The sequence below is a fragment of the Stutzerimonas sp. LR2 genome, assembly GCF_055755175.1.
Genome location: NZ_JBVTRR010000001.1, coordinates 946,000 through 971,599, shown reverse-complemented (window position 1 = coordinate 971,599; position 25,600 = coordinate 946,000). Strand labels below are relative to the sequence as shown.

Sequence of the window (25,600 nt, the reverse complement as noted above, 5' to 3'; positions counted from 1 at the left end):
TCAGGCCTGGATCGAGCCCTTGAGCTTGTTCATCGCGTTCTTTTCCAGCTGACGAATGCGCTCGGCCGACACGTTGTACTTGGCCGCCAGGTCGTGCAGGGTCGCCTTGTCCTCGTTCAGCCAGCGCTGCTGCAGGATGTCGCGGCTACGCTCGTCCAGCCCCTCGAGGGCGGCGTGCAGGCTGGAGGTGGAGCTGTCACTCCAGTCGGCATCTTCCAGCTGACGCGCCGGATCGTAGCGATGGTCTTCCAGGTAGTGAGCCGGCGACTGATAGGCGCTGTCGTCATCGGCATCGGCTGCCGGATCGAAGGCCATGTCATGGCCGGTCAGGCGGCTTTCCATCTCGCGCACTTCATGCGGCTCGACGCCAAGGCTGTCGGCCACCGCAGTCACCTCATCGTTGTTCAGCCAGGCCAGACGCTTCTTCTGGCTGCGCAGGTTGAAGAACAGCTTGCGCTGCGCCTTGGTGGTGGCGACCTTGACGATGCGCCAGTTGCGCAGGATGAACTCGTGGATTTCGGCGCGAATCCAGTGCACGGCGAAGGACACCAGCCGTACACCCATCTCCGGGTTGAAGCGCTTGACCGCCTTCATCAGACCGACGTTGCCTTCCTGGATCAGGTCGGCCTGGGCCAGCCCGTAGCCGGAATAGCTGCGAGCGATGTGAACGACGAAACGCAGGTGCGCCAGCACCATCTGCCGAGCCGCTTCGAGATCCTGATGATAGAAAAGGCGCTCGGCCAGCTCGCGCTCCTGCTCGACGGTGAGCAGCGGGAGGCTGTTCACGGTCTGCACGTAGGCCTCGAGATTCGCTCCCGGGACTAGCGCTTGAACAGGTTGCAGAGTAGTTGTCATGCAGTACCTCCAATGACGAAGCTGCAGCAGTTTAGCATTGCCGCATGAGACTGCAAGCCTGTGGAAAAGTTCCCCTACACACCCGCTAAGGGATTGTATTAAAAGGACTTTTTACCTTGGCGCAAGCTCGCTGAGGTGCCGTGCGACAGCCAGCCAGGCGCCGATGTAACCAAGGAGCACCGCACCGATCACCAGCGACAGCGCATCGCCGGCCGGCACGCCCTCCAGGCCGAAATCGCTGCCGTACAGGCCGGCCAGATTGACCACCGCCTCGTTCAGCCAGCCGAGGCCGTATGCCAGCAGCAGCCAGGCGATCAGTCCCGCACCGAGGCCGTAGATGGCCCCCATGTAGAGGAATGGGCGGCGCACGTAGCCGTCGGTACCGCCGACCAGCTTGACCACCTCGATCTCGGTGCGGCGGTTCTCGATGTGCAGGCGAATGGTGTTGCCGATCACCAGCAGCAGCGTGGCCACCAGCAACAGTGTGAGGCCGAAGACGAAGCGGTCACCGAGCTTGAGGATCGCCGTCAGCCGCTCGACCCAGAGCAGGTCCAGCTGCGCCTGCTGCACGCCGGGCAACTCGGCCAGCTGCTGGCGCAGCGCCTCGAGCTTGTCCTTGTCCACCTCGTCCGGGGTTACCAGGATGACGCCGGGCAGCGGGTTCTCCGGCAGTTCCTTGAGCGCCTCGCCGAGGCCGGATAGCTGCTGGAACTCGTCCAGCGCCTGCTCGCGACTGATCCAGTCGGCTTCGGCCACGTCCGGCATTCCGGCCACCTGGTCGCGCAGCCGCTCGCCGGTGGCGGCGTCGACGTCCAGCTGCATGAACAGCGAGATCTGCGCAGCGCGCTGCCAGGAACCGCCGAGCCGCTCGACATTGTCTAGCAGCAGCGCCAGCCCCATGGGCAGGCTCAGCGCCACGGCCATCACCAGACAGGTGAAGAAGCTGCCGATGGGCTGCTTGAGTAGGCGCCCGACGCTGTCCACCAGGCTCGCCCGATGGCTCTCGAGCCAGGCGTGGAACAGCGTCTTGAAATCGGGCTCGTCGCCACGCGGCTGCTCCGGCTTCTTCACCGAACCACCGACGCGCTCGGCCGTGCTTGGATTGGTTTTGGCGTTGCGTTCGTTGCTCATCAGCTGGCCTCTCCGTCACCGATCAGGCGACCACGCTGCAGGGTCAGCATGCGATGGCGCATTCGTGCGATCAGCGCCAGGTCGTGGCTGGCGATCAGCACGGTTGTACCCAGACGGTTGATGTCTTCGAACACGCCCATGATCTCCGCGGCCAGGCGCGGATCGAGGTTGCCGGTGGGCTCGTCCGCCAGCAGCAAGGCCGGACGGTGCACCACGGCACGGGCGATGCCGACACGCTGCTGCTGACCGGTGGAAAGGTCCGCCGGATACTGCAGCGCCTTGTCCTTGAGGCTGACGCGCTCCAGCGCCGTCATCACCCGTTGGCCGATCTCGCGCTTGTTCAGCCCGAGGATCTGCAACGGCAGGGCGACGTTGTCGAATACGGTGCGATCGAACAGCAACTGGTGGTTCTGGAACACCACGCCGATCTGTCGGCGCAGAAAGGGAATCTGCGCATTGGTGATGCGCGACAGGTCCTGCCCGGCCAGCAGCAGCTTGCCGCTGGTGGGCCGCTCCATCGCCAGCAACAGGCGCAGCAGTGTGCTTTTGCCAGCGCCGGAATGGCCGGTGACGAAGAGGAACTCGCCACGCCTGACCTGGAAGGACAGCTCGTGCAGCCCGACGTGACCGTTGGGGTAGCGTTTGCCGACCTGTTCGAAACGGATCATGCGTCTTCCCGCTGAGCGAACAGCGCCTTGACGAAGGCATCGGCCTCGAAGGTGCGCAGATCGTCGATACCTTCGCCTACGCCGATGTAGCGGATCGGCGTGCCGAACTGCTTGGCCAAGGCGAAGATCACGCCGCCCTTGGCGGTGCCGTCGAGCTTGGTCAGCGCAAGCCCGGTCAGCTCGACCGCCTGGTTGAACTGGCGGGTCTGGTTGATGGCGTTCTGTCCGGTACCGGCATCGAGCACCAGCAGCACCTCATGTGGCGCCGACTCGTCGAGCTTGCCCATCACCCGGCGGACCTTCTTCAACTCTTCCATCAGGTTGTCCTTGGTGTGCAGGCGGCCGGCGGTGTCGGCGATCAGCACGTCGATGCCGCGTGCCTTGGCGGCCTGCACGGCATCGAAGATCACCGAGGCGGAATCCGCGCCGGTGTGCTGGGCGATCACCGGGATGCCGTTGCGCTCGCCCCAGACCTGCAGCTGCTCCACCGCTGCGGCGCGGAAGGTGTCACCGGCGGCGAGCATGACCTTCTTGCCGTCGAGTTGCAGTTTCTTGGCCAGCTTGCCGATGGTGGTGGTCTTGCCGACGCCGTTCACGCCGACCACCAGGATCACGTAGGGACGCTTGCTGGCATCGATCGCCAGCGGCTGCTCGACCGGCTTGAGCAGGCCGACGAGCTCCTCCTGCAGCGCGGTGTAGAGCGCGCCGCTGTCGGCCAGCTCCTTGCGCGAGACGCGCCGGGTGAGGTTCTGCATGATCGCGGTGGTCGCCTCGACGCCGACGTCGGCGGTCAGCAGGCGGGTTTCCAGTTCATCGAGCAGATCGTCGTCGATGGCCTTCTTGCCGAGGAACAGGCTGGCCATGCCTTCGCCGATGCTGGCGCTGGTCTTCGACAGACCCTGGCGCAGGCGAGCGAAGAAGCCGAGCTTGGCCGGCGCTTCCGACGTGGCCGCAACGACCGGGGCAGATACCGGCTCGGGTTCGGGTTCGGGTTCGGGTACAGGGTCTAGCAGCGGCGACTCGATCACCTCGGTCGGCTGCAGATCGGCCTCGACGGCGTGAGGCTCCTCGTGCTGCGGCGTGGCGGCAGGCGTTTCGACATTCGCCACGGTCTGCTCGACCGGTTCGCTGTCCGCTTGAGGCTCGGTGGCGGGCTGCTCTGCCGAAGCGGGCTGGGGCTTCTTGCGCAGCCAGCCGAACAGGCCTTTCTTCTCGCCGGGCTCGGCCGGCGTCTTCTTGTCGTCGTTGGAACCAAACATGGAGAAGGTATTCTCAAGGATGCGAAACGCCGGCAGCCAGGCTGCCGGCCTCAAAATGGGTCCTATCCTAGCACCTCGCCAAGCAGGTGCGCTAAGCGCGGCACTGCGACCGAGCCGGCTGTACGGATACCCCGGCTTTGCCTGACCCGCGCCGGCCATTACCATGGCTGCCGTGTCGCCGCCCTGCCATCCACCGTGGCGGGCACCAACCTGGACGAGTCCCGACTATGCCTCTGACGTTACGCCGCGCCGCCGCCCTGCTGCTCGGAGCGCTCTATCTGCCGCTAGTGGCTGCAGCAGACAACCAGCCGACCCACGAGTTCTTCCTCGACAATGGCCTGAAGGTGATCGTTCGCGAGGATCACCGCGCCCCGGTGGTGGTTTCCCAGCTCTGGTACAAGGTCGGCTCCAGCTACGAGACGGCGGGCCAGACCGGCCTGTCCCACGCCCTCGAACACATGATGTTCAAGGGCAGCCGCAAGCTCGACGCCGGCGAAGCCTCGCGCATCCTGCGTGAACTGGGCGCCGAGGAAAACGCCTTCACCAGCGACGACTACACCGCCTACTACCAGGTGCTGGCCCGCGACCGTCTGGCCGTGGCCTTCGAACTCGAAGCCGATCGCCTGGCCAGCCTCAAGCTGCCACCAGAAGAGTTCGCCCGCGAAATCGAAGTGATCAAGGAAGAACGCCGCTTGCGCACCGACGACAAGCCCAGCTCGCTGGCCTATGAGCGCTTCAAGACCATCGCCTATCCGGCCAGCGGCTACCGCAACCCGACCATCGGCTGGATGGACGACCTCAATCGCATGCAGGCCGACGAGCTGCGTGCCTGGTACGAGCAATGGTACGCGCCGAACAATGCCACCCTGGTGGTGGTCGGTGACGTGACGGCCGACGAGGTACGCGGGCTGGCCGAGCGTTTCTTCGGCGGCATCGAACGGCGCAAGGTGCCGACGGCCAAGCGGCCGCTGGAACTGGATGAGCCGGGCGAGCGCCGCCTCAGGCTGCACGTGAGGACGCAGTTGCCGACATTGCTGATGGCGTTCAACGCCCCCAGTCTCGCGACCGAGGAGAACGCCCGCCAGGTGCACGCGCTGCGATTGATCTCCGCCCTGCTCGACGGTGGCTACAGCGCGCGTCTGCCGGAGCGGCTGGAACGCGGCGAGGAGCTGGTGACCAGCGCCTCGGCCTGGTACGACGCCTACGCCCGCGGCGACAGCCTGTTTGTCCTGAGCGCCGCGCCGAACATGCAGAAAGGCCGCACCCTGGAAGAAGTCGAATCCGGTCTCTGGCGGGAACTGGACGCGCTCAAGGAGGCGCCACCCTCGGCGGACGAACTCGAGCGGGTTCGCGCCCAGGTCATCGCCGGGCTGGTGTACGAGCGCGATTCCATCACCCAGCAGGCCACCACCATCGGCAAGCTGGAAACCGTCGGCCTGTCCTGGCGGCTGATGGACGAGGAGCTGGCGGCGCTCGAGGCCGTCACGCCCGAAGACATCCAGCAGGCTGCGCGCAGCTATTTCACCCGCTCGCGCCTGAGCGTCGCCCATGTTCTGCCCGAGGAAGCCCGAGATGAGTGATTGCAAAGCCCTGCGCAACGGCCTGCTCGGCCTGCTGCTGGCGGCCAGCTTCGGCCTGGCGGGCTGCGATGAAGGCTCCACCGCCCTGCCGCGCCCCGGCGAACCAGTGAAACAGGACGTGGCCCGCGAGGCCGCCCAACCCGCCGTAGCGAGCGAAACGGCCACGGCAGCGGAGAAACCGCGCCTCGAGTCCCTCAGCGAACTGAGCGACCAGCCGCTGGCCCGACGCAAACTGGACATCCAGAGCTGGCAGACCGCCGAAGGTGCCAAGGTGCTGTTCGTCGAGGCTCGCGAGCTGCCGATGTTCGACCTGCGCCTGACCTTCTCCGCCGGCAGCAGCCAGGACGGTGACGTACCCGGCCTGGCGCTGCTGACCAATGCCATGCTCAACGAGGGCGTCGAAGGCAAGGACGTCAGCGCCATCGCCCGTGGTTTCGAAGGCCTCGGCGCAGACTTCGGCAACGGCTCCTACCGCGACATGGCGGTGGTCAGCCTGCGCAGCCTGAGCGCGCCGGACAAGCGCGAGCCGGCACTGGCGCTGTTCAATCAGGTCATCGGCCAGCCGACCTTCCCCGAGGACTCGCTGCAGCGGATCAAGAACCAGCTGCTGGCCGGCTTCGAATTCCAGAAGCAGAACCCCGGCAAGCTGGCCAGCCTTGAGCTGTTCGCCCAGCTGTATGGCGATCACCCGTACGCCCACCCCAGCGAAGGCACGCCCGAGTCGATTCCGGCGATCGGCGTCGAGCAGCTGCGCGACTTCCATGCCCGTGCCTACGCGGCTGGAAATGCGGTGATCGCGCTGGTCGGCGACCTTTCCCGCGAGGAAGCCGAAGCACTCGCCGCCCAGGTTTCCGCCGCGCTGCCACAAGGCCCGGCACTGCCGACGACGCCCTCGCCCCAACCACCCGCGGCCGGCAAGCACCACATCGACTTCCCCTCCAACCAGAGCCACCTGATGCTGGCCCAGCTCGGCATCCCTCGTGGCCATCCGGACTATGCGGCGCTTTATCTGGGCAATCAGATCCTCGGCGGTGGCGGTTTCGGTACGCGACTGATGGAAGAAGTACGGGAGAAGCGCGGCCTGACCTACGGCATCTATTCCGGCTTCAGCCCGATGCGCGCCGAAGGGCCGTTCATGATCAGCATGCAGACCCGCGCCGAACTCACCGATGGCGCATTGGAACTGGTGCAGCAGCTGGTACGCGATTACCTCGCCGAAGGCCCGACCGAGGCCGAGCTGGAGCGCAGCAAGCGTGAGATCGCCGGCAGTTTCCCGCTGTCCACCGCCAGTAACGCCGATATCGTCGGCCAGCTCGGCAGCATCGGCTTCTACGGCCTGCCGCTGACCTACCTGGAAGACTTCATGGGCGAAATCCAGGCGCTGACGGTCGAACAGGTCAAGAACGCGATGAACAAGCACCTGCAGGAAGATGCCTTCGTCATCGTTACCGCCGGGCCCAGCGTCGAGCAGCAACCGCTGCCGCCGCCCAGCGAAAAACCAATCGAACAGCCCAGCGGCGTTCCGGAGCATTGATGGCCAATCCACCCATTCGCCCCAGCGCCCATGGCGGCCAGGGCCAGTTGCGCATCATCGGCGGCGAATGGCGCTCGCGCCGCTTCAGCTTCCCCGATGCCGAAGGCCTGCGGCCGACGCCGGACCGGGTCCGCGAAACCCTGTTCAACTGGCTGGCGCCCTACCTTTCGGGCGCGCGGGTACTCGACCCGTTCACCGGCAGCGGCGCGCTCTATCTGGAGGCGCTGTCGCGTGGCGCCAGCATGGCCCTGGCGCTGGACGTGAACGCCAACGCCATCGCCAGCCTGCGCAAGCACCTGGACACCCTCAACTGCGGCCACGGCCAGCTGCTGCAGAGCGATGCTCTGCGCTATCTGGACAGCCAGACGCCAGCGCCCTTCGACCTGGTCTTTCTCGACCCGCCGTTCAACAGGAACCTGCTGCAGCCGGCCTGCGAGCTGCTCGAAGGCAAGGGTTGGCTGGCCGCGCACGCCTGGGTCTACACCGAAAGCGAAGCGCCGCCCTCCAGCCTCGGCCTGCCCGGCAACTGGCGACTGCATCGGGAGAAGAAGGCCGGCAAGGTGTTCTACGCCCTGTGGGAACGCCAGGCCCCCAGCGAGCCAACCGCCACTCAGTAGAAGTCGACGGTCTGCCCGTGGCGATCGAAGGCGAGAAAGCGCCCGATATTGCCGGTCTCGATCGAGCCGACCATCATCTCCAACGGCTGCTCGGCCTCGTCGGAGCTGGGTGTGATGCCGGCATGGCCGGGCAGCGCAGCGGCGAACAGCAGGTCCCAGGCCACGCCGGTACGTGCGGACTCCTCGCGCAGGGCAGCGAAATCGCGCAGTTCCTCGGGCAGCTTGTCGACGCAGAGCACCGGCTTTAGCGAGCCGCCGCCGTTTTCCTCGAAGCGCTGCCGCTCGGCCTCGGTGGCATCGGCAGGCAGTTCGGCGCTGACGAAGACGAACAGCAGGCGCTGCGGTTCACGCTCTTGGCGCGCAGCCGCCAGCAGTTGGTCGAAGGGGGTCAGGGTCATGGCTTGGTCCAGATGGGTATACCGGCGCCCACTGTCCACCGCTCGCGTGGCGCTGACCATATCTCCAAAGGCATACGCCGCCGCCCGGCCAGCAACATTCAGCCCCTGCATGGCGCTTTTCTTCCGCCGGGCAGCGCTCTAACGTCGCGCTTAAACAGAGGAATCCGAGCGAACGTGTCCGACCCTTTCCAACCGGCGTGGTGGCTGCCAGGCCCGCACCTGCAGACCCTGTGGAACCCGTTCTTTCGCCGCGCGCCGCGCCTGGCCCGCCAGCGCGAACGGCTGTGGCTGGTCGACGGCGATTTTATCGATCTGGACTGGCACGGCCCGCACGAGGCTTCGGCGCCGCTGGTGCTGGTGTTGCATGGGCTAACCGGCTCGTCCAGCTCGCTCTATGTGCTCGGCCTGCAGCAGCAACTGGCCGCGCGCGGCTGGGCCAGCGTCGCCATCAACTGGCGCGGCTGCTCGGGCGAGCCGAACCTGTTGCCGCGCGCCTACCACTCCGGCGCCAGCGACGACCTTGCCGAAGTCATCGGCCATCTGCAGGCCAAGCGCCCGCTGGCACCGCTGTATGCGGTCGGCTACTCGCTGGGTGGCAACGTGCTGCTCAAGTACCTGGGCGAAAGCGGCATCGGCAGCCCGCTGCGCAAGGCGGTCGCGGTGTCGGTGCCGTTTCGCCTGGACCAGTGCGCCGATCGCATCGGCCTGGGTTTCTCCCGCGTCTACCAGGCGCACTTCATGAAGGCCATGGTCGCCTATGTGAAGGACAAGCAGCAGCGTTTCCAGCATGAAGGCCTGAGCGAGCATCTGGGCGCCCTGCAGCGCCTGGGTCCGCTGCAGGGCATGCGCACCTTCTGGGACTTCGACGGCCGCTTCACCGCACCGCTGCACGGCTACAGCGACGCCCACGACTACTATCGCCGCGCCTCCAGCCGCTACTACCTGCCGACGATCACCACGCCGACCCTGCTGATCCAGGCCGAGGACGACCCTTTCGTGTTCCGCCACAGCGTGCCGGAACCGGCCGAACTGTCCGCGAGCACCTCCCTGGAGTTGCACCGCCGCGGCGGCCACGTCGGCTTTGTCGAAGGCACGCCACGCCGCCCTCGCTACTACCTGGAGCGGCGCATTCCGCAATGGCTGGGCGAGCCTGGGCCCGGTCAGGCGTCCGTCGTCGGCAGCAACGCATCCAGCGCGACGAAGTACTGACGTTGCAAGGCAGCCACCGCCTCGCGGGCGCCGGTCGCGACGAAGCCGCTTTCCAGCGCCAGCACCTGATAGATGCCCCGCCGCATCTGTACCGGATCGAGCTGACCCGCGCCGGCACCGGCCGTGGCAAGGAAGCGGATCCAGGAGGTGAGCACGATCCAGGCGTTGAGGGCCAGCGCCTCGGTCTGCTCGCCATCCATTTCGAGGATGCCCGCCTCGACGAACCCCTGGTAGATCGCCCGGGCGTGCTGCAGGCAACGTGCGGCAAAGCCTGCGTAGCGTTGCGCCAACTCGGCATCGGCGTCGAGCAAGCCCTCCAGGTCCCGATGCAAAAAACGGTAATCCCACATCGCGCCGAGCAGCGCCTCAAGGTAAAGCGCCTTGTCCTCGACCTGCATTGGCCGTGCTGGCGGCAGGCGCAGGAACTGGTCGACCCGCGCCTCATAACGGCCGAACAGCTCGGCGACGATCGCCTGCTTGTTGGCGAAATGGTAGTAGAGGTTGCCCGGCGAGATACCCAGGTGCGCGGCGATGTGGTTGGTGGTGACGGTGCGTTCGCCCTGGGCGTTGAACAGCGCCAGGCTGGCTTCGATGATGCGATCGCGGGTCTTGGCTCGGGGTGCCATGGGCGGCGGGGTCTCGGCGATGGAGCGAAGGGGCAACGGTACACGCCAGCGGTCGGGCAAGCACGTCTCGTTGACAGATTAGAGCAATTACTCTAGAAATCTCCCAGCCATCTTTCTTGAGGAGCCTCCATGTCCGCCGACATCCCGCAGGCCCTTGCCGCCATGGAGGCTCTGTTCCAGCGTCAACGCTCGGCCTTTCTCGCTGCGCCCATGCCTTCGGAGGAAGACCGCGTGCGCTGGCTGGACGCGCTGCGCGATGTGCTGGCAACCCACCAGCCGGCACTGATCGAGGCCATCAGCACGGATTTCGGCCATCGCTCGGCCGACGAAACCCTGCTGGCGGAAATCATGCCCAGCCTGCATGGCATCCGTTACGCCTGCCGACATCTGCGGCGCTGGATGAAACCGTCGCGGCGTCGGGTCGGCCTGGCTTTCCAGCCGGCCAGCGCGCGGGTGGTCTACCAACCGCTAGGGGTGGTGGGGATCATCGTGCCGTGGAACTACCCGCTCTATCTGGCCATCGGCCCGCTGATCGGCGCGCTCGCGGCCGGCAACCGCGTGATGCTGAAGATGAGCGAGTCGACACCGGCCACCGGTCAGCTGCTGAAGATGCTGCTCGCGCAGGTGTTCCCCGAGGATCAGGTGGCGGTGGTGCTCGGCAACGTGGAGGTCGGCCGAGCCTTTGCCCGCCTGCCTTTCGACCATCTGCTGTTCACCGGCGCGACATCTGTCGGCCGTGACGTGATGCGTGCCGCTGCCGACAACCTCACCCCGGTCACCCTCGAGCTGGGCGGCAAGTCGCCCGCCATCGTCTCGGCCACGGTGCCGCTGGCCGATGCCGCCGAGCGCATCGCCTTCGGCAAGTGCATGAACGCCGGGCAGACCTGCGTTGCGCCGGATTACGTGCTGGTGCCGCGCGCGCGCCTCGAGGGCTTCGTCAGCGCCTACCGTGAAGCCGTGCTGCGCCTGTATCCGCGCCTGGCCGACAACCCCGACTACAGCGCAATCATCAATGCCCGCCAGCTGAAGCGGCTGCAGGAGTACCTGGACGACGCCCGGGCCAAGGGCGCACGGGTCATGCCGCTGTTCGACGCGCCACAGCAGCGGCGCATGCCGCACTGCCTGCTGCTGGAGGTCAACGAGCAGATGCGGGTGATGCAGGAGGAGATCTTCGGCCCGCTGCTGCCGATCGTGCCCTACGGCGAGCTGGACGAGGCGCTGGCCTATGTCAACGCCCGGCCACGACCGCTGGCGCTGTACTACTTCGGCTACGATCGCGGCGAGCAGCAGCGCGTCCTCGAGGGCACGCATTCCGGCGGCGTATGCCTGAACGACACCCTGCTGCATGTCGCGCAGGACGATTTGCCCTTTGGCGGCATCGGCCCTTCCGGCATGGGCCATTACCACGGGCACGAAGGCTTCCTGACCTTCAGCAAGGCCAGGGCGGTATTCGCCAAGCAGCGCTTCAACGCCGCACGGCTGATCTATCCGCCCTACGGCAAGTGGTGGCAGAAGCTGATCTACGCTCTGTTCATCCGCTGAAGCGCGACGAGCCCATGCACGACCTCGCCATGAACCGCCGCACCCTGCTCAAGGTCGGGCTGCTCGGCGGCGCCATCCTGGCCGCTGGCGGGCTGCTCGGCCGCTGCGCGGGGGCGACCGCCGCCGGCCCCGCCAGCGGCTTCGCCGTGCTGCGTGAGGCCGACCTGCCGCTGCTGCACCGGCTGGTCCCGCTGCTGCTGGACGGCGCGGTAGCTGCCGAGCACATGCCGCAGGCCGTGCAGGCCACGCTGAGCAGCCTCGATCAGGGCCTGGACCACCTCTCGCCTGCCCTGGCGGTCCAGGTGCGCCAGCTGTTCGACGTGCTCGGCCAGCCGCTGACCCGCGGCCCGCTCACCGGCATCTGGGGCGACTGGAGCCAGGCCTCGGACGACCAGCTGCGCACGTTCCTTCTGCGCTGGCAGAACAGCTCGCTGGCGCTGCTGCGCCAGGGGCACGCCTCGCTGCTGCAGATGATCCTCATGGCCTGGTACGCCTGCCCCGCTTCCTGGGCGCACTGCGGCTATCCCGGGCCACCGGCCATCTGACCAAGGAGGGCGCCGTGCCCGTTCCCGATCTCTTCGCCGAAGGCCTCGCCCGTGGCTGGACCACCCATGACGGCTCGCGCCTGCAGCAGGACCTGACGCTGGAAGCCGATATCGCCATCGTCGGCAGCGGCGCGGGCGGCGCCACCAGCGCGGAAATCCTCAGCGCCGCCGGTTTCAAGGTGCTGCTGATCGAGGAAGGCCCACTGCGCACCAGCCGCGACTTCGACATGCAGGAAGCCCGGGCCTACCGCTCGCTCTATCAGGAAGCAATCGGCCGCACCAGCAAGGACGGCGCCATCACGATCCTGCAAGGCCGTGCGGTGGGCGGTACCACGCTGGTGAACTGGACCTCGAGTTTCCGCACCCCAGCGCAGACCCTGCAGCACTGGGCCCGCGAGCACGGCGTCAGCGGGCTTTCGGCCGAAGCGCTGCAACCCTGGTTCGAACGCATGGAGCAGCGCCTGGGCGTGGCACCCTGGGCAGTGCCGCCGAACGCCAACAATCAGGTGCTCAGGCGCGGCTGCGAACGGCTCGACTATCACTGGGCGGTGATCCCGCGCAACGTGCGTGGCTGCTGGAACCTGGGCTACTGCGGCATGGGCTGCCCGACCAATGCCAAGCAGTCGATGCTGGTCACCAGCATTCCGGCGCTGCTGGACAAGGGCGGCGAACTGCTCTATTTCGCACGGGCCGAGCGCCTGCAGGTGCGTGGCGAGCAGGTGATCGGGCTCGACTGCCTGGGCATGGACGAGCGCTGTGTGGCGCCCAACGGCCAACGCATCCGGGTCATCGCCCGGCACTACATCCTCGCCGGCGGCGGCATCAACACGCCGGGATTGCTGCTGCGCTCGGAGGTACCCGACCCACACCAGCGCGTCGGCAAGCGCACCTTCCTGCACCTGACCAACTTCTGCGCGGCGCAATTCGATGAGCGCATCGACGCCTTCAGCGGCGCACCGCAATCGATCTATTCGGATCACTTCCAGTGGCGCGACGGGGCTGCCGGGCCGGCGGGCTACAAGCTCGAAGTGCCGCCCATCCATCCCGCGCTCGCGTCCACCCTGCTCGGCGATTTCGGCTCGGAGAACGCGCAGCGCATGGCCGCGCTGCCGCATACCCACGCCATGATCGCCCTGCAGCGCGACGGCTTTCATCCGGACAGTGCCGAGGGCAGCGTCGAGCTGCGCGACGATGGCAGCCCTGTACTCGACTACCGCATGACCGCCTACGCCTGGGACGGCATCCGCCGCGCCTTTCTCAGCATGGCCGAGATCCAGTTCGCCGCCGGTGCCCGCGCGGTGCTGCCGCTGCATGCCGATGCCCGTTACGTGAAGACGGCCCGCGCGGCACGCGAACTGATCGAGCGCCTCGACCTGGCGCCGTACCGCACCCGCCTCGGCAGCGCGCACGTCATGGGCGGCTGCGCCATGGGCGAAGACCCGCGCCAGGCGGTGACCGACAGCCTCGGCCGGCACCATCAGCTGGGCAATCTGTCCATTCACGACGGCTCGCTGTTTCCCACCAGCGTCGGCGCCAACCCGCAGCTGTCGATCTACGCCCTGTGCGCGAAGCTGGCCACGCAGTTGGGTGATCGCCTGCACAAGTCCTGAGATTGCCTCGCATTCGCGGCAGATCGCCGCATGGCCATTCAGACTTTACGCTGCCGATACCGAGCCGCTACCATCCACACCCCCACGCATGCGTCAGGACGCCGCGATGAATCGAGTGTTGTATCCGGGAACCTTCGATCCCATCACCATGGGCCACGCCGATCTGGTGGAACGTGCCTCGCGGCTGTTCGATGAGGTCATCATCGCCGTGGCGGCCAACCCGAAGAAGAACCCGCTGTTCCCGCTGGAGCAACGCGTGGAGCTGGCCCGTGAAGTGACCAAGCACCTGCCGAACGTGAAGGTCATCGGCTTCTCGACCCTGCTCGCCCACTTCGTCAAGGAACAGCAGGCCAACATCCTGCTGCGCGGCCTGCGCGCGGTGTCCGACTTCGAATACGAATTCCAGCTGGCCAACATGAACCGGCAGCTGGCTCCGGACGTCGAAAGCCTGTTCCTCACGCCGTCGGAAAAGTACTCCTACATTTCCTCGACCCTGGTGCGCGAGATCGCCTCGCTCCAGGGCGACGTTTCGAAGTTCGTGCATCCGGCCGTGATGCAGGCGCTCAAGACGCGCTTCGGCCAGAACTGAGGGCCGCCGTCGGCCCTGCGTCGAGTGCACGCCGAGCGTCGATGCGGCACAATTGGCCGTCGTAATTTAGCTGTGCCGTGGTTCGAGCCACGGCAGGAGTTCGCTGGATGTCCCTGAAAATCACCGATGACTGCATCAACTGCGATGTCTGCGAGCCGGAGTGCCCGAACAGCGCCATCTCCCAGGGCGAGGAGATCTACGTCATCGACCCCAACCTCTGCACCGAGTGCGTCGGCCACTATGACGAGCCGCAGTGCCAGCAGGTCTGCCCGGTAGACTGCATCCCGCTCGACGAGAACAACGTCGAGAGCAAGGACGAACTGATGCAGAAATACCTGATCATCACCGGCAAGGCGTGATGCGCTGGCGGCGACCGACCCGGCGGAGGCTCCTGTTCAGGGTGCTCCACGGCTGGTTCGCCGCCCTGCTGTTACTGGCCTGCAGCGTCCAGGCCAACCCGCTCGACAATGGTGCCGTCGCCACTGCCCACCCCCTGGCCAGCGAAGTCGGCCGCCAGATCCTTGAAGCAGGCGGCAACGCCTTCGACGCCACCGTCGCGGTGAGCGCCGCACTGGCCGTGGTCGAGCCCTATGGCTCGGGGCTCGGCGGTGGTGGCTTCTTTCTGCTGCGCGAGGCCGCCGAACCGGCCCGTCACGTATTTCTCGACGCCCGCGAGCGGGCGCCGCGCGCCGCCACGCCGGACATGTATCTGCGCGACGGGCAGTTCCGGCGCGACCTGTCGCTGAACGGCCCGCTGGCGGCGGCGATTCCCGGCACGCCAGCGGCGCTGGTCGAGCTCGCCGAACAACGTGGTCGCCTGCCACTCGAGGCAACCCTGGCGCCGGCCATCGCCCTGGCCCGCGACGGCTTCGAGGTGGATGCGGTGTACCGCCAGCGCGCCAGCTGGCGCCTGGCCGCACTGCGTGACGATCCCGAGAGTGCGCGGCTGTTTCTCGACGAAGGCGATCTTCCGGCCGAAGGTCATCTGCTGCGCCAGCCGGAACTGGCGCAAACCCTGGAGCGACTCGCCAGCAACGGCCGTGACGGCTTCTATCGCGGCGAACTGGCACAGAAGCTGGTCCAGGGCGTACGTGCGGGCGGCGGCATCTGGTCGCTGGAGGACCTGGCCGACTACCGCACCGTGGAGCGCGAGCCCCTGCGTTTCGCCCTGGCCGATGGCCGCGAGCTGATCGGTGCGCCGCCGCCCTCGGCCGGCGGGGTGATCCTCGCGCAGAGCCTGGGCATCCTCGAACGCCTCGCCTGGCGTGAGGCCGAACCGCTGCAGCGCAGCCACCTGGTGGTCGAGGCATTGCGTCGCGCCTACCGTGACCGCGGGCTGCTGGGCGATCCCGATTTCGTCGCCGCACCGATCGAGCGGCTGTTGTCCACGCGCTACCTGGACCAGCTGGCGGCCGCCATCGACCGCGAGCGCGCCACTCCGAGCAGCGACCTGCCACCGGCACCACGCTGGCGCGAGGGCGAGCACACCACGCATTTCGCCGTGATCGATGCCGAAGGCAATGCGGTGGCGGCGACGCTGTCGCTGAACATGATGTTTGGCGCCGCCTTCACCGTGCCCGGCACCGGGGTACTGCTCAACGACGAGATGGACGATTTCGCCGCCGACATCGACGGCAGCAACGCCTACGGTCTGGAAGGCAGCAGCGCCAACGCCATCGCCGGGGGCAAGCGGCCGTTGTCGAGCATGAGCCCGACCTTTATCGAGAGCCGCGAGGAATTCACCGCTTTCGGCACCCCCGGCGGCAGTCGCATTCCCAGCATGGTGCTGCTCTCGGCCCTGTCCTATCTGGACGGCGAGCCGGTGCAGGCCTGGCCGGCAGCGCCGCGCTACCACCATCAGTACCTGCCGGACGTGCTGCAGTACGAGGCCGATGCCTTCAGCGCAGCCCAGCTGGACGCGCTACGTGCCCGCGGCCACCAGCCCAGGCTGATCGAGCGGGACTACGGCAACCAGCAGGTGCTCTACTGGCACAAACCGAGCGGCAAGGTCGAAGCGGCCAGCGACCCGCGCGGCATCGGCCGCGCGCTGAAGGTACCCGCACGGCGCCAGCCGATCACGGCTGCACAATGACCGGGCCGTCGTCCGCCGCCAGCTGCCGCAGCTGACGCGTCAGCTCGTGGCCCTCACCCAGCAGCAGGGCGTTGCGCAGGCTCTGGATGATGCGGCTGGCATAGCCCAGGTCGTTCATCAGCGAGCTGGTCTGCAGGCCGTCCAGCTTGTGATTGCGGATCGACTCGAACAGCCGCCGGCGAAACTCGGCGTCGAAGTGTGCGGCACGTTCGTCCAGCCAGTTCAGCCGCTCGCGCCAGAGCTCATCGGGCAGCTCGGAGTGATTCAGCGCGCGAATTTCCCGTAGCGATTCCAGCAGCTGCCGGCGCAGTTCGACATAGGCCTGGCGCGCGGCGGAATCGTCCTGGCGCAGGTACAGGCCAAGGTTCTTCTGCAGGTGCTTGGCATCCTTGACCGCATCCACCAGCTGCAGCGCGGCGACCTGGCAGTTCACCCAGAATGCCTGATGGCTCTCGTCCAGCGGCAGCTCCAGGCGGCCCATGAACGTCAGCAGATCGGAATACACGCCCTTGATATGGCGCTGGTACAGATGTTCGGCGTCCAGCGCCTGGGCTTCGGGACGGGCATGCAGCAGCGCTTCGTCGACCCGGCCCTGCTGACGCAGCTGCTCGACCGGCAGGTAGAGGGCATGACAGATCACCTCCAGGCTCAGGCGTGCCAGGTGCTGCAGCTCCTGAGCCACCGCGCTGGCCGCGGCATCGGCCGAATCCAGTGCCCGCTCATTGAGATAGCGCGCATGGGTCACGCCATCCGCCGGCGTTGGCGTCAGCTCGGTGATCAGCACCGTCGGCTCGGCCCGCTCCGGCAGCACGCGCAGCAGGACGTTTGCCAGCTGCGTCTGCCAGGGCCAGAAGAGCAGCACGCCCATGCCGTTGAACAGGCTGTGGAACAGCGCCAGCTGAATCAGCCGGTTCTCGCCCAACCCCAGCGGCGCGACCAGCCACTGCACCAGCCAGGCCAGGGGCACCAGCAGTGCGATCGCCAGGATGGCGGTCGTGACATTGAACAGCACATGCGCCAGGGCCAGGCGCTGGCCGCTGCGGTTACCGCCCAGCGAGCCGACAAAGGCGGTGGTGACGCTGGTGCCGACGTTCGCACCGATGGCGGTGGCCAGCGCCTGAGTCAGATCCAGCTGACCGGCGGCCAACGCGGTCAGGGTCAGCATCAGCGTTGCGTGGCTCGATTGCAGGACCACGGTGGCGAGCAGGCCGATGCCGACGAACAGCAGCTGGCCGGTCAGCCCGCCGGCGTGATACTGCGACAGGTCCATGCCGCCGAAGCTGGAAAAACCGGTCTTGATCTGATCGATACCGAGAAAGATGAAGGCGATACCGAGCACGATGCGCCCGGCCGCCTTGCCCTTGTCTCCGCTGAAGCTGGCCAGCACCCCGAAGACCAGCAGCGGCAAGGCCAGCGGACTCAGGCTGACGTTCTGGCCGGCCAGCGCCAGCAGCCAGATGCCGGTGGTGGACCCCAGGTTGGCGCCGAACAGGATGGCGATACCGCCGGCGAGCTTGATCAGCCCGGTACTGATGAAGGCGATGGTGAGCAGCGATACCAGCGTGCTGGACTGCAGCAGCATGGTGCCGCTGACGCCGAACATCAGCCCCTTGAACGGGGTCGCGGTACTGCGGGCGAGCAGTTGCTCGAGCGTGCTGCCGGCCAGCTGACGCAGGCCCTCCTCGAGGCACTGCATGCCGAACAGGAACAGCGCCAGCCCCGCGCAGAGTTCGAGCCAGCCGCTGCTGGCCCAGAACGACCAGGACAGCAGCAATACGCCCGCGAGGGGCAGGAGGATCTTGAAGAAGGAAGGTTTCAAGATGGCTTCGCGCGGATAGATGAACTGGGGAGGCGAAGCCTACTGCAGCGGCACCGCGATCGGAAGGCTCAGCGCCTGCCAGTCGCGGTGCGGATGATGCCGGTCAATTCTGTGCGTTGTAGCCGCTGGTGGTGCAGCCCAGGCAGCGTACGAAGGCTGCCTTGCCCGGCTCGACCACCAGCGCCTTGCCCGCCTCACCGACATTGCCGCCCAGCGCGGTGAACGGCAGGCTGACGACGAAAGCGGCGGCGCCCAGCACGGTCGCGCCGATCAGCAGCGGGCGGGCGATGACCAGGTCACCGATCATGGAGTAGGCCTTCGGAGCCTCGACGGTGTACATCGGATCGCCGCTGGCGTTCTGCGGGACCGATTCCGCGTGCGCCGGCATTGCCAGCAGGCCAGTGGTCAGAGCCAAGACAGCAGCGGTGGAGCGGAACAGATTCATGGTGTGGTCCTTCAGCTGTGCGAAACGCGGCAATTTTAGTTGTGGCGGCCACTATAGCAGCGGCCAGGGCCCGCGGGGCGTGAACGCCGTCAACGCGCGCGCAGTTGCGCCGCCTCAGCGTTGGCAGCGACCGCAGTAGACACTGGCGCGCTGACCGAGGCGAATCTCGCGCAATGTGCCACCGCAGTTCCTGCAGAACTCTCCGCCACGGCCATAGACGAACAGCTCCTGCTGGAAGTAACCGGGCTTGCCATCGCCACCGACGAAATCGCGCAGCGTGGTGCCACCGCGCTCGATGGCCATGGCCAGGATGCGGCGGATCTCCTCGCCGAGCTTCAGATAGCGCGCCCGCGAGATGCTGCCGGCCGGCCGCCGCGGATCGATCCCGGCGGCGAACAGCGCCTCGCTCGCATAGATGTTGCCGACGCCCACCACCACAGCGTTGTCCATGATGAACGGCTTGACCGCCATGCTGCGCCCGCGCGACAGCCGATACAGCCGGTCGCCATCGAAGTCCTCGCCCAGCGGCTCGGGCCCGAGGCTGGCCAGCAGTACATGCGCCAGCGGCTCGTCGCTCCAGAGCATCGCGCCGAAGCGCCGCGGATCGGTGTAGCGCAGGGCCTGACCGGACTCCAGCAGGATGTCGACGTGCTCATGCTTGGCCGCGGGCGATGCCGCGTCCACCAGACGCAGGCTGCCGGACATGCCGAGATGGACGATCAGCGTGCCGCTCTCGGCGCGGATCAGCAGGTACTTGGCGCGCCGCTCGACGGCCTCGATGCGCTGCCCGGACAGACGCACGTCGAGATCCTCCGGAATCGGCCAGCGCAGGCGACGATCACGCACCAGCACGCGGCTGACGCGCTGGCCGACCAGATGCGGCTCGATGCCACGGCGGGTGGTTTCGACTTCGGGAAGTTCGGGCATGGCGAGATACGGTTACAGCGAAGGGATGCCGACCTTAGCAGGCCGGCGCCGGAGCGTCAGCCCACGCCCAGTTCGCGAATGCTTTCCTTCAGGCAGACAAAGTCGTAATCCGACAGGCCGACATAGTCGAGCACCAGGCGCGAGACGCTGTCCCACTCGTGGTCCTCGGGCTGACCGCCCAGCACGCGATGACAGGCACAGATGTGTTCGGCCATCTTGAGGATCGCCAACAGCGTCTTGATCGGCGCGTCACGCCCGGAGTCGTCGGAGAACAAGGACAACGCGTTGTGGTGATTGGCGATGGCATCGCACAGGTACAGCGGCAGGTTCCACGACTTGGCGGTGAAGTAACCGACCACCGCGTGGTTGGTGCTGAGCACGCGGTTCTCGATGTCGACGATGCGCTGGCCCTCGCCGGTACTGGCGTAGGCTTCCTCCAGCACCGCCATGTAACCGGGGAAGCGCTTGAGCATCAGCGGAATGCCGCAGTTGTGGAACAGCCCCAGTGCGTAGGCCTCGTCCGGCGCCTGGTAGCCGATGCGCTTGGCCAGGGTCAGGCAGGCCATGGCCACGTCCTGCGCGCTGTCCCAGAAGCGATTGAGGGTGACGATGGTCTCGTCGCTCATCTCGCCCTTGATCGACTGGGCGTTGATCAGGTTGATCACCGAGTCGCAGCCGAGCAGGTTGACCGCCTGCTGGATGGAGGCGATGCGGTTGGTCAGGCCGAAGTACGGCGAATTGACGATCTTCAGCAGCGCGCCGGAGAGCCCCGGGTCTTGGCTGATCAACCGGGCGATGGCCTTGAGGTCGGGCACCGGCATGACCTGCTCCATCTGCAGATCGACCATGATCTGCGGCTGCGGCGGCACGCTGATGCCTTGCAGCACCCGGCGGATTTGATCGGCGGACAGTTCAACGGCCATGGCGGGACGCTCGGACAGGTAAGGCAAAGTGCTATCGGCAGGAAAGGGCGAACTTTGGCTGAGATGTGGGTCCCATTTCAAGTGACTCGCATTCGGCGAGTGTTACCGACAGACAGACGGAGGTAAGCCCATGTCCCAATCCCTCAACGGCAAACGCGTGGCCATTCTGGTGACAGACGGTTTCGAGCAGGTCGAGCTGACCGGGCCCAAGGAGGCGCTGGAAAAGGCCGGCGCAACCGCCGAGATCATCTCCGCCAAGAACGGCGAGGTGACCGGCTGGAACCACACCACCCCGGCCTCCAAGTTCCATGTCGACAACACCTTCGACAGCATACGCATGGAGGACTACGACGCCGTGCTGCTGCCCGGCGGCGTGGTCAATTCCGACACCATCCGCACCGACAAAACCGCGCAGAAGCTGGTCCGGGCGGCGGCCGATGCGAACAAGCCCATCGCGGTGATCTGCCATGGCGGCTGGCTGCTGATCTCCGCCGACCTGGTCAAGGGCAAGCGCATGACCAGCTGGCCCTCGCTCACCGACGACCTGAAGAACGCCGGTGCCGAGTGGGTCGACGAGCAGGTGGTGGTGGACGGCCAGCTCATCAGCAGCCGCAAACCCGATGACATCCCGGCATTCAGCCAGGCGCTGATCGACGCCCTGTCCGCCTGAGCGAGACAGTGGCAGCAAGCGGCGAGCGTTTTTCCGCCGACCCGGCGCGCGCCGCCTGCCGCTCGTTTAGAATGCCCGTCTTTTTTCCGGAGCCCTGCCGATGACCCTGCCCAGCCTGCGCCTCAAAGCCAACGCCGACCGCCGCCTGCGCGCGGGCCATCTGTGGGTCTACAGCAACGAGGTCGACACCGCGGCCACGCCCCTGGCCGGCTTCGCCGCAGGGGACCAGGCCGTGCTCGAAGCGGCCGGTGGCAAGCCGCTGGGCATCGTCGGGGTTTCGCCGAACAACCTGATCTGCGCGCGGCTGCTGTCGCGCGATCTCAAGCACAGCCTGGACAAGTCGCTGCTGGTGCATCGCATCCAGGTCGCGCTGTCGCTGCGTGATCGCCTGTTCGATCAGCCGTGCTACCGCCTGATCTACGGTGATTCCGACCTGCTGCCGGGCCTGGTGGTGGACCGCTTCCACGACCACCTGGTGGTGCAGCTGGCTTCGGCCACCATGGAGCGCAACAAGGATGCCGTGCTGGAAGCGCTGGTGCAGGTGCTCAAGCCGCGCGGCGTGCTGTGGAAGAACGACTCCAGCGCCCGCGATGCCGAAGGCCTTGAACGCTACGTCGATACCGCCTTCGGCGTGGTACCGGAGTGGGTCGCGCTGGAAGAGAACGGCGTGAAGTTCGAGGCGCCGGTGCTGCAGGGCCAGAAGACCGGCTGGTTCTACGATCACCGCATGAACCGTGCGCGCCTGGCGCCCTACGTCAAGGGCAAGCGCGTGCTCGACCTGTTCAGCTATATCGGTGGCTGGGGCGTGCAGGCCGCCGCCTTCGGCGCCAGCGAAGTGTTCTGTGTCGACGCCTCGGCCTTTGCCTTGGATGGTGTGGAGCGCAACGCTGCGCTCAATGGTGTGGCCGAGAAGATGACCTGCGTCGAAGGCGATGCCTTCGAGGCGATGAAGGAACTGAAGAATGCCGAAGAGCGCTTCGACGTGGTGATCACCGATCCGCCGGCGTTCATCAAGCGCAAGAAGGATCTGAAGAACGGCGAGGCCGCCTACCGCCGCCTCAACGAAACCGCCATGCGGCTACTGAACAAGGACGGCATCCTGGTCAGCGCCAGCTGTTCGATGCACCTGCCCGAGGACGACCTGCAGAACATCCTGCTCGGCAGCGCGCGCCATCTGGATCGCAACATCCAGCTGCTCGAGCGCGGCGCCCAGGGTCCGGATCACCCGGTGCATCCGGCGATCCCGGAGACCCGCTACATCAAGAGCCTGACCTGCCGCATCCTGCCCAACAGCTGATCGGCCATCCGGTTGCGCAGGGCGGCGAACCGCCCTGCGCTTCCCCTCCCTTACTCGATACCCTTGCGCTCCACACTCCACAGCAGGCTGGTACAGAGCCGGCAGAGCCGCCCATAGAAGGTGCTGCGCGCCGACTGGTCGTCCATCAGCTGGTAGCGGAACCAGGCCGTGCTCGGGCCGCGATACTCGCCGCCATTGCCAACCGGCTCGAAATGGCTGACATAGCGCCGCTCGCCCCAGAAGATCGGCACGTTGGCCCGGCTGTAGACCGGCTGCGCATTGAGGTAGGGCACGGCGATGGTGTCCGCCCCGCCGGACATGAGGAACATCGGCCCGCGCTGGTTGCGCTGCGAGGACGAGTCATGGCCGAGGCCGATGGTGTACGGCTGGATCGGCGCGGTGGCCCGGACGCGGTCGTCCCGGCCGGCCATGATCGAACCGCCGCCGCCCTGGGAGTGCCCCGAGGTCCCGACCCGCCCGGTATTGAGCACGCCGACATAGGTGCCATAGGTGCGGTTGCTCTCCTGCACCAGGTAATCCAGACAGGCGAGCATCTCCCGTCCGGTGCCGGCGTTGGAAGTTTCCGCCGCGGCGACGACGAACCCATGGCTGGCCCAGTGGGTCAGCAGTCCGGAATAGGTCGTCGGCCCGGTACCGGTGCCGTTACCCCAGAGGATGATCGGGTGCCGGACCCCGCCCTGGCCGAGCGTGCGTGGCCGATAGACACGGCAACTGGGCCCCTCGCTCTGGCTGGTGACCGCGTACGGACCGGAATTGTCGAAGCTCGAAACCGCCGGGAACGGCGCGCCGGGCGTATCGGGCAGCGGAGCGGCGATGGCGGAAACGGACAGGGCGACCAGCGCCGTGGCACTCAGGCATCCAAGTGTGAACTTGTGCATCTGCATTCCTCGTTCTTGTCATTGGTATAAGGATTCATCGCCGGTCGAACGCTGCCCTACCGCCGCGAAACGGACACCTACCGGCGACCGACCACCCGCGGGCAGCGCGCATCTGCAGAGGCGCGACAGCCAGCGAAACGGTCGGGAATGGACTGTAGCGAGCGATAATCGACCCGCCAGTCGCACGCAGGCAGAAGCGGACCAGCGGTCAAAGCGGCGAATTTCGGCGGATGCGCACCCCGGACGGCCGTTCAGGCGGCCCCGCGCGGCTAGCTCGCGGCATGCCGGCGTACCGGCAATCGTCCCGCCTGGCCCGGCTGCCGGAACGTGCGTAGAATCGGTGATATCTCGCCATTCACCACACGGCGGACCCAGAGCCCAGGCCCCACGAGCGATTACCCCGCCTCGACCCGGCCCCTTCCGAACGCGCGGTCACCCTCCGTTGCATCCGGCACAGGCGTTGCTCACCATACGCATACCTCCGATTACCTGATTAGCCGCAGGAACCGTCATGCCTGATTACCGTTCGAAAACCTCCACGCACGGCCGCAACATGGCCGGTGCCCGGGCGCTGTGGCGCGCCACCGGCATGAAGGACGAAGACTTCAAGAAGCCGATCATCGCCATCGCCAACTCCTTCACCCAGTTCGTCCCCGGCCACGTGCACCTCAAAGACATGGGCCAGCTGGTCGCCCGCGAGATCGAGAAGCACGGCGGCGTGGCCAAGGAATTCAACACCATCGCGGTCGACGACGGCATCGCCATGGGTCACGACGGCATGCTCTATTCGCTGCCGTCGCGCGAGATCATCGCCGACTCCGTGGAGTACATGGTCAATGCGCATTGCGCCGACGCCATCGTCTGCATCAGCAACTGCGACAAGATCACCCCCGGCATGCTGATGGCCGCCTTGCGCCTGAACATCCCGGTGGTGTTCGTCTCCGGCGGCCCGATGGAAGCCGGCAAGACCAAGCTGGCCAACCACGGCCTGGACCTGGTCGACGCCATGGTGGTGGCCGCCGACGATTCCTGCTCCGACGAGAAGGTCGCCGAATACGAGCGCAGCGCCTGCCCCACCTGCGGCAGCTGCTCGGGCATGTTCACCGCCAACTCGATGAACTGCCTGACCGAAGCCCTCGGCCTGTCCCTGCCGGGCAACGGCACCACACTGGCCACCCACGCCGACCGCGAGCAGCTGTTCCTGCGCGCCGGGCGTATAGCCGTCGAGCTGTGCAAGCGTTACTACCAGGACGGCGACGAGTCCGTACTGCCGCGCAACGTGGCCAGCCGCAAGGCCTTCGAGAATGCCATGACCCTGGACATCGCCATGGGCGGTTCGACCAACACCATCCTGCACCTCCTGGCCGCCGCCCAGGAAGCCGAGGTCGACTTCGACCTGCGCGACATCGACGCGCTGTCGCGCAAGGTGCCGCAGCTGTGCAAGGTGGCACCGAACATCCAGAAGTACCACATGGAAGACGTGCACCGCGCCGGCGGCATCTTTTCCATCCTCGGCGAGCTGGCCCGCGGCGGCCTGCTGCACACCGATGTTTCCACCGTGCACAGCCCGAGCATGGCCGATGCCATCGCCGAATGGGACATCACCCAGACCCAGGACGAAGCGGTACATACCTTCTTCAAGGCCGGCCCGGCGGGCATCCCGACCCAGGTCGCCTTCAGCCAGGCCACCCGCTGGCCGAGCCTGGACCTGGACCGTGCCGAAGGCTGCATCCGCAGCGTCGAGCACGCCTATTCCCAGGAAGGCGGCCTCGCCGTGCTCTACGGCAACATCGCCCTGGACGGCTGCGTGGTGAAGACTGCCGGCGTGGACGAGTCCATTCACGTGTTCGAAGGCACGGCGAAGATCTACGAAAGCCAGGACAGCGCCGTGAAAGGCATCCTCGCCGACGAGGTGAAGCCAGGCGACATCGTCATCATCCGCTACGAAGGTCCGAAGGGCGGCCCGGGCATGCAGGAAATGCTCTACCCGACCTCGTACCTGAAGTCCAAGGGCCTGGGCAAGGACTGCGCCCTGCTCACCGACGGCCGCTTCTCCGGCGGCACCTCGGGCCTGTCCATCGGCCATGCCTCGCCGGAAGCGGCCGCGGGCGGTGCCATCGGCCTGGTGCAGGACGGCGACAAGGTGCTGATCGACATCCCCAACCGCAGCATCCAGCTGCAGGTCAGCGATGAAGAACTGTCCCACCGCCGCATCGAGCAGGACAAGAAAGGCTGGAAACCCGCCCAGCCACGCGCGCGCAAGGTGACCACGGCACTCAAGGCCTACGCCCTGCTCGCCACCAGTGCCGACAAGGGCGCGGTGCGCAACAAGGCGATGCTGGACGGCTGATCACCTGTCGCAGCC

The 25,600-nt window shown here is 66.7% G+C and carries 24 protein-coding genes; 13 read left to right on the top strand and 11 right to left on the bottom strand.

Annotated elements, in window-relative coordinates:
* The 4 genes from rpoH to ftsY form a co-directional block, all read right to left on the bottom strand.
* Positions 1 to 855 carry an RNA polymerase sigma factor RpoH gene (gene rpoH, locus ACVRRC_RS04520; RefSeq protein WP_011914994.1) on the bottom strand — a complete coding sequence of 285 codons (855 nt, stop codon included), beginning with the start codon at positions 853 to 855 and terminating at the stop codon, positions 1 to 3.
* A gap of 111 nt (positions 856 to 966) precedes the next feature.
* Positions 967 to 1,986, bottom strand: coding sequence for a permease-like cell division protein FtsX (gene ftsX / locus ACVRRC_RS04515; protein ID WP_472996670.1), 1,020 nt, complete (start codon positions 1,984 to 1,986; stop codon positions 967 to 969).
* Complete coding sequence (gene ftsE, locus ACVRRC_RS04510; protein ID WP_011914996.1) at positions 1,986 to 2,654, bottom strand: cell division ATP-binding protein FtsE; 669 nt, start codon at positions 2,652 to 2,654, stop codon at positions 1,986 to 1,988. Before ftsE ends, ftsX begins: the two co-directional genes overlap by 1 nt.
* On the bottom strand, positions 2,651 to 3,913 hold the full coding sequence (gene ftsY / locus ACVRRC_RS04505) for a signal recognition particle-docking protein FtsY (protein WP_125870616.1): 1,263 nt from the start codon (positions 3,911 to 3,913) through the stop codon (positions 2,651 to 2,653). The genes ftsE and ftsY overlap by 4 nt, the downstream gene beginning before the upstream one ends.
* A 227-nt stretch (positions 3,914 to 4,140) precedes the next feature.
* Here ftsY and ACVRRC_RS04500 point away from each other — a divergent pair, with 227 nt between their 5' ends.
* The 3 genes from ACVRRC_RS04500 to rsmD are packed head-to-tail and all read left to right on the top strand — an operon-like array spanning position 4,141 to position 7,644.
* On the top strand, positions 4,141 to 5,493 hold the full coding sequence (locus ACVRRC_RS04500) for a M16 family metallopeptidase (protein ID WP_472996669.1): 1,353 nt from the start codon (positions 4,141 to 4,143) through the stop codon (positions 5,491 to 5,493).
* Complete coding sequence (locus tag ACVRRC_RS04495; protein WP_472996668.1) at positions 5,486 to 7,027, top strand: M16 family metallopeptidase; 1,542 nt, start codon at positions 5,486 to 5,488, stop codon at positions 7,025 to 7,027. Before ACVRRC_RS04500 ends, ACVRRC_RS04495 begins: the two co-directional genes overlap by 8 nt.
* The gene (rsmD, locus tag ACVRRC_RS04490; RefSeq protein WP_017244112.1) at positions 7,027 to 7,644 is read left to right on the top strand and encodes a 16S rRNA (guanine(966)-N(2))-methyltransferase RsmD; all 618 of its coding nucleotides are present in this window, start codon (positions 7,027 to 7,029) and stop codon (positions 7,642 to 7,644) included. Before ACVRRC_RS04495 ends, rsmD begins: the two co-directional genes overlap by 1 nt.
* On the opposite strand, the gene ACVRRC_RS04485 is transcribed toward rsmD, so the two are convergent.
* A complete protein-coding gene (locus ACVRRC_RS04485) occupies positions 7,638 to 8,042 on the bottom strand; it encodes a hypothetical protein (protein ID WP_053527618.1) in 405 nt (134 codons plus the stop codon). The genes rsmD and ACVRRC_RS04485 overlap by 7 nt on opposite strands.
* Before the next feature lie 174 nt (positions 8,043 to 8,216).
* On the opposite strand from ACVRRC_RS04485, the gene ACVRRC_RS04480 reads away from it, so the two are divergent.
* Positions 8,217 to 9,251: a hydrolase gene (locus tag ACVRRC_RS04480; protein ID WP_472996667.1), complete on the top strand. Its 1,035-nt coding sequence runs from the start codon at positions 8,217 to 8,219 to the stop codon at positions 9,249 to 9,251.
* Here the strand turns inward: ACVRRC_RS04480 and ACVRRC_RS04475 are convergent.
* Entirely contained in the window at positions 9,203 to 9,877 is a 675-nt protein-coding gene (locus tag ACVRRC_RS04475) for a TetR/AcrR family transcriptional regulator (RefSeq protein WP_026012438.1), read from the bottom strand. The two genes, ACVRRC_RS04480 and ACVRRC_RS04475, sit on opposite strands and share 49 nt — an antisense overlap.
* A 129-nt stretch (positions 9,878 to 10,006) precedes the next feature.
* Between ACVRRC_RS04475 and ACVRRC_RS04470 the strand changes: the two genes are divergently transcribed.
* The 6 genes from ACVRRC_RS04470 (at position 10,007) to ggt (ending at position 16,255) form a co-directional block, all read left to right on the top strand.
* On the top strand, positions 10,007 to 11,419 hold the full coding sequence (locus ACVRRC_RS04470; protein WP_472996666.1) for a coniferyl aldehyde dehydrogenase: 1,413 nt from the start codon (positions 10,007 to 10,009) through the stop codon (positions 11,417 to 11,419).
* 14 nt (positions 11,420 to 11,433) lie between these two features.
* Positions 11,434 to 11,964: a hypothetical protein gene (locus ACVRRC_RS04465; RefSeq protein ID WP_014598022.1), complete on the top strand. Its 531-nt coding sequence runs from the start codon at positions 11,434 to 11,436 to the stop codon at positions 11,962 to 11,964.
* A gap of 14 nt (positions 11,965 to 11,978) precedes the next feature.
* Positions 11,979 to 13,574 carry a GMC family oxidoreductase gene (locus ACVRRC_RS04460; protein ID WP_472996665.1) on the top strand — a complete coding sequence of 532 codons (1,596 nt, stop codon included), beginning with the start codon at positions 11,979 to 11,981 and terminating at the stop codon, positions 13,572 to 13,574.
* Positions 13,575 to 13,680: 106 nt separating this feature from the next.
* Positions 13,681 to 14,163 carry a pantetheine-phosphate adenylyltransferase gene (gene coaD, locus ACVRRC_RS04455; RefSeq protein WP_013984354.1) on the top strand — a complete coding sequence of 161 codons (483 nt, stop codon included), beginning with the start codon at positions 13,681 to 13,683 and terminating at the stop codon, positions 14,161 to 14,163.
* A 107-nt stretch (positions 14,164 to 14,270) separates the two neighbouring features.
* Positions 14,271 to 14,522 carry a YfhL family 4Fe-4S dicluster ferredoxin gene (locus tag ACVRRC_RS04450; RefSeq protein WP_003303200.1) on the top strand — a complete coding sequence of 84 codons (252 nt, stop codon included), beginning with the start codon at positions 14,271 to 14,273 and terminating at the stop codon, positions 14,520 to 14,522.
* Positions 14,522 to 16,255, top strand: coding sequence for a gamma-glutamyltransferase (gene ggt, locus ACVRRC_RS04445; RefSeq protein WP_196111679.1), 1,734 nt, complete (start codon positions 14,522 to 14,524; stop codon positions 16,253 to 16,255). Before ACVRRC_RS04450 ends, ggt begins: the two co-directional genes overlap by 1 nt.
* Here ggt and ACVRRC_RS04440 read toward each other — a convergent pair.
* The 4 genes from ACVRRC_RS04440 to ACVRRC_RS04425 form a co-directional block, all read right to left on the bottom strand.
* Positions 16,239 to 18,074: a Na/Pi cotransporter family protein gene (locus tag ACVRRC_RS04440; RefSeq protein ID WP_014598025.1), complete on the bottom strand. Its 1,836-nt coding sequence runs from the start codon at positions 18,072 to 18,074 to the stop codon at positions 16,239 to 16,241. The genes ggt and ACVRRC_RS04440 overlap by 17 nt on opposite strands.
* A gap of 103 nt (positions 18,075 to 18,177) precedes the next feature.
* Positions 18,178 to 18,519 (bottom strand): hypothetical protein, encoded by a 342-nt coding sequence (locus tag ACVRRC_RS04435; RefSeq protein WP_013984357.1) that lies wholly within the window; start codon positions 18,517 to 18,519, stop codon positions 18,178 to 18,180.
* A gap of 114 nt (positions 18,520 to 18,633) precedes the next feature.
* Positions 18,634 to 19,446, bottom strand: a complete 813-nt coding sequence (mutM, locus tag ACVRRC_RS04430; RefSeq protein WP_017244120.1) for a bifunctional DNA-formamidopyrimidine glycosylase/DNA-(apurinic or apyrimidinic site) lyase — start codon at positions 19,444 to 19,446, stop codon at positions 18,634 to 18,636.
* A 56-nt stretch (positions 19,447 to 19,502) separates the two neighbouring features.
* Entirely contained in the window at positions 19,503 to 20,369 is an 867-nt protein-coding gene (locus ACVRRC_RS04425; protein WP_041755836.1) for an HDOD domain-containing protein, read from the bottom strand.
* Between the two features lie 130 nt (positions 20,370 to 20,499).
* On the opposite strand from ACVRRC_RS04425, the gene ACVRRC_RS04420 reads away from it, so the two are divergent.
* Both ACVRRC_RS04420 and ACVRRC_RS04415 read left to right on the top strand, forming a co-directional pair.
* A complete protein-coding gene (locus ACVRRC_RS04420; protein WP_020305632.1) occupies positions 20,500 to 21,039 on the top strand; it encodes a type 1 glutamine amidotransferase domain-containing protein in 540 nt (179 codons plus the stop codon).
* 100 nt (positions 21,040 to 21,139) lie between these two features.
* Positions 21,140 to 22,336, top strand: a complete 1,197-nt coding sequence (locus tag ACVRRC_RS04415; protein WP_108242430.1) for a class I SAM-dependent rRNA methyltransferase — start codon at positions 21,140 to 21,142, stop codon at positions 22,334 to 22,336.
* A gap of 50 nt (positions 22,337 to 22,386) precedes the next feature.
* Here the strand turns inward: ACVRRC_RS04415 and ACVRRC_RS04410 are convergent, their stop codons facing one another.
* Positions 22,387 to 23,235: a poly(ethylene terephthalate) hydrolase family protein gene (locus ACVRRC_RS04410; RefSeq protein WP_013984362.1), complete on the bottom strand. Its 849-nt coding sequence runs from the start codon at positions 23,233 to 23,235 to the stop codon at positions 22,387 to 22,389.
* Between the two features lie 511 nt (positions 23,236 to 23,746).
* Here ACVRRC_RS04410 and ilvD point away from each other — a divergent pair.
* Positions 23,747 to 25,585, top strand: coding sequence for a dihydroxy-acid dehydratase (gene ilvD, locus ACVRRC_RS04405; protein ID WP_196111680.1), 1,839 nt, complete (start codon positions 23,747 to 23,749; stop codon positions 25,583 to 25,585).
* The last annotated feature ends 15 nt before the right edge of the window (positions 25,586 to 25,600 follow it).

Coding starts and splice junctions, on each gene's coding strand:
- ACVRRC_RS04475 (WP_026012438.1), bottom strand. CDS start 9,877: ATGGCACCCCGAGCCAAGACCCGCGATCGCATCATCGAAGCCAGCCTG.
- ACVRRC_RS04410 (WP_013984362.1), bottom strand. CDS start 23,235: ATGCACAAGTTCACACTTGGATGCCTGAGTGCCACGGCGCTGGTCGCC.
- ACVRRC_RS04450 (WP_003303200.1), top strand. CDS start 14,271: ATGTCCCTGAAAATCACCGATGACTGCATCAACTGCGATGTCTGCGAG.
- rpoH (WP_011914994.1), bottom strand. CDS start 855: ATGACAACTACTCTGCAACCTGTTCAAGCGCTAGTCCCGGGAGCGAAT.
- ACVRRC_RS04500 (WP_472996669.1), top strand. CDS start 4,141: ATGCCTCTGACGTTACGCCGCGCCGCCGCCCTGCTGCTCGGAGCGCTC.
- mutM (WP_017244120.1), bottom strand. CDS start 19,446: ATGCCCGAACTTCCCGAAGTCGAAACCACCCGCCGTGGCATCGAGCCG.
- ftsE (WP_011914996.1), bottom strand. CDS start 2,654: ATGATCCGTTTCGAACAGGTCGGCAAACGCTACCCCAACGGTCACGTC.
- ftsX (WP_472996670.1), bottom strand. CDS start 1,986: ATGAGCAACGAACGCAACGCCAAAACCAATCCAAGCACGGCCGAGCGC.
- ftsY (WP_125870616.1), bottom strand. CDS start 3,913: ATGTTTGGTTCCAACGACGACAAGAAGACGCCGGCCGAGCCCGGCGAG.
- ACVRRC_RS04415 (WP_108242430.1), top strand. CDS start 21,140: ATGACCCTGCCCAGCCTGCGCCTCAAAGCCAACGCCGACCGCCGCCTG.
- ACVRRC_RS04435 (WP_013984357.1), bottom strand. CDS start 18,519: ATGAATCTGTTCCGCTCCACCGCTGCTGTCTTGGCTCTGACCACTGGC.
- coaD (WP_013984354.1), top strand. CDS start 13,681: ATGAATCGAGTGTTGTATCCGGGAACCTTCGATCCCATCACCATGGGC.
- rsmD (WP_017244112.1), top strand. CDS start 7,027: ATGGCCAATCCACCCATTCGCCCCAGCGCCCATGGCGGCCAGGGCCAG.
- ACVRRC_RS04495 (WP_472996668.1), top strand. CDS start 5,486: ATGAGTGATTGCAAAGCCCTGCGCAACGGCCTGCTCGGCCTGCTGCTG.
- ilvD (WP_196111680.1), top strand. CDS start 23,747: ATGCCTGATTACCGTTCGAAAACCTCCACGCACGGCCGCAACATGGCC.
- ACVRRC_RS04420 (WP_020305632.1), top strand. CDS start 20,500: ATGTCCCAATCCCTCAACGGCAAACGCGTGGCCATTCTGGTGACAGAC.
- ACVRRC_RS04425 (WP_041755836.1), bottom strand. CDS start 20,369: ATGGCCGTTGAACTGTCCGCCGATCAAATCCGCCGGGTGCTGCAAGGC.
- ggt (WP_196111679.1), top strand. CDS start 14,522: ATGCGCTGGCGGCGACCGACCCGGCGGAGGCTCCTGTTCAGGGTGCTC.
- ACVRRC_RS04465 (WP_014598022.1), top strand. CDS start 11,434: ATGCACGACCTCGCCATGAACCGCCGCACCCTGCTCAAGGTCGGGCTG.
- ACVRRC_RS04485 (WP_053527618.1), bottom strand. CDS start 8,042: ATGACCCTGACCCCCTTCGACCAACTGCTGGCGGCTGCGCGCCAAGAG.
- ACVRRC_RS04470 (WP_472996666.1), top strand. CDS start 10,007: ATGTCCGCCGACATCCCGCAGGCCCTTGCCGCCATGGAGGCTCTGTTC.